2 protein-coding genes and 1 pseudogene are annotated in these 1,841 nt (G+C 74.0%); all 3 read left to right on the forward strand.

What is annotated here, in order from left to right:
* A pseudogene (locus tag AC2W7J_RS17865) lies at window positions 1-237 on the forward strand (phosphatidylinositol mannoside acyltransferase); the annotation flags it as partial.
* Window positions 234-1,451, forward strand: coding sequence for a glycosyltransferase family 4 protein (locus tag AC2W7J_RS17870; protein ID WP_255186193.1), 1,218 nt, complete (start codon window positions 234-236; stop codon window positions 1,449-1,451). The pseudogene AC2W7J_RS17865 and the gene AC2W7J_RS17870, both read left to right, overlap by 4 nt.
* A partial coding sequence (locus tag AC2W7J_RS17875) for a hypothetical protein (protein WP_485984083.1) occupies window positions 1,439-1,841 on the forward strand: 403 nt, incomplete at its 3' end. The genes AC2W7J_RS17870 and AC2W7J_RS17875, both read left to right, overlap by 13 nt.

Genomic DNA, 1,841 nt, shown 5'->3' on the forward strand with positions numbered 1-1,841 from the left:
CGAGCGGGTCGCGGCACCTGGGGCATGGTCGTGACCGTCCACGACGCCGTCGCCGTCGCACCGGCGAGCGCGCCCGACGCGGTGGCCCGCACGACCCAGGCCTGCGCCAACGCCTTCGGCTCGGCGATCCGCGAGCACACCGCCGACTGGCACATGATGCAGCGGGTCTTCGTCGACGACCTCGACCCGGCACGCGATGCCGCCCGACGCGAGGCCTCCCGACGGGAGGTCGCATGAGGATCGGCCTCGTCAGCCCTTACTCCTTCGACGTGCCCGGGGGAGTGCAGTTCCACATCCGCGACCTCGCGGAGTACCTCGGCGCCCACGGTCACCAGGCCTCCGTGCTCGCCCCGGCCGACGAGGGCACCGCGTTGCCCGACTACGTCGTGCCCGCCGGCCGCGCCGTGCCGATCCGCTACAACGGCTCGACCGCCCGCCTGCTCTTCGGCCCGGTGGCGGCGGGCAAGGTGGGCCGCTGGCTCGAGGAGGGCGACTTCGACGTCGTGCACATCCACGAGCCGCTCGCACCGAGCCTGTCGATCCTCGCGCTGTGGGCGGCGACGACCCCCGTCGTCGCGACCTTCCACACCTCCAACGTCCGCTCCCGCGTCATGCAGGCTGCCTACCCCTTGCTGCGCCCCTCGTTGGAAAAGATCCACGGCCGCATCGCCGTCTCCGAGGACGCCCGCCGCACGGTGACGACCCACATCGGCGGGGACGCCGTCGTCATCCCCAACGGCGTCGACACCTCGGCCTTCGCCTCGGTCACCCGTGACCCGCAGTGGACCGGTGCGCCCGGCCGACCGACGATCGTCTTCCTCGGCCGCATCGACGAGCCGCGCAAGGGTCTGCCGGTCCTCACCGAGGCCATGCCCGCCGTGCTCGACGCCGTGCCCGGGGCGCGACTGCTCGTCGTCGGGCCGGGCAGCGCCGAGGCGGCGCGAGCGCGCATGCCCGAGCGGGTCGCTGCCGCAGCCGAGTTCCTCGGCGCCCTGTCCGACGAGGACAAGGCGCGTGCGCTGGCCTCGGCCGACCTCTACGTCGCGCCGCACACCGGGGGAGAGAGCTTCGGGATCGTGCTCGTCGAGGCGATGGCCGCCGGTGCGCCGGTGCTCGCCAGTGACCTCGCGGCCTTCCAGCGGGTCCTCGACGGAGGCCGGAGCGGCATGGCCGGGGCGCTCTTCCACTCCGAGCGCCCCGACGACCTGGCGGCACGCACGATCGAGCTCCTCGGCGATCCGGCGCGACGCGCGACGCTCTCACAGCTGGGCCGGGAGCGGGCACGCGTCTTCGACTGGGACGTCGTGGCGCGCGAGATCATCGCCGTCTACGAGACGGTCCTCGACGCCGGGCACCGGCACCACGAGGTCACCCGTCTGCGGCCGGGGCTGGGGCGCCTGCCCGGCGAGGGCCGTGACCACGGTCAGGCAGGAGAGCCATGGAGACGCTGAGCTGGATCGCCCTCGCGCTGTGCGTGGTCCTCGTCCTCGCCTGGTACCTCTCCTACAGCGCGGCGCGGCTCGACCGGCTGCACGCGAAGGTCGAGGGGGCCCTGTCGGCCCTCGACGCCCACATCGTGCGGCGTGCCGAGGCCAGCCTCGAGCTGGCCAACTCCGGTGCCCTTGACCCGGCGAGCGGCTTCCTCGTCGCTGCGGCGGCCAGCGAGTCGCTCGAGCGCGTCAACGAGCGCACCTTCGAGACCGATCTGCTGGAGGGACAGCACTTCGCGGGGCGTGAGGCCGTCGAGAGCGCGCTGACCGAGGTGCTCCACGCGGCCCTGCCGCCCGAGGTCGCGCGAGGGATCGACGCGGACGGCGGGGTCGGCGCCGCCGCGCTGGAGC

The sequence above is a fragment of the Janibacter sp. CFPM2_SD2 genome (assembly GCF_057364645.1).

Coding starts and splice junctions, on each gene's coding strand:
- AC2W7J_RS17870 (WP_255186193.1), top strand. CDS start 234: ATGAGGATCGGCCTCGTCAGCCCTTACTCCTTCGACGTGCCCGGGGGA.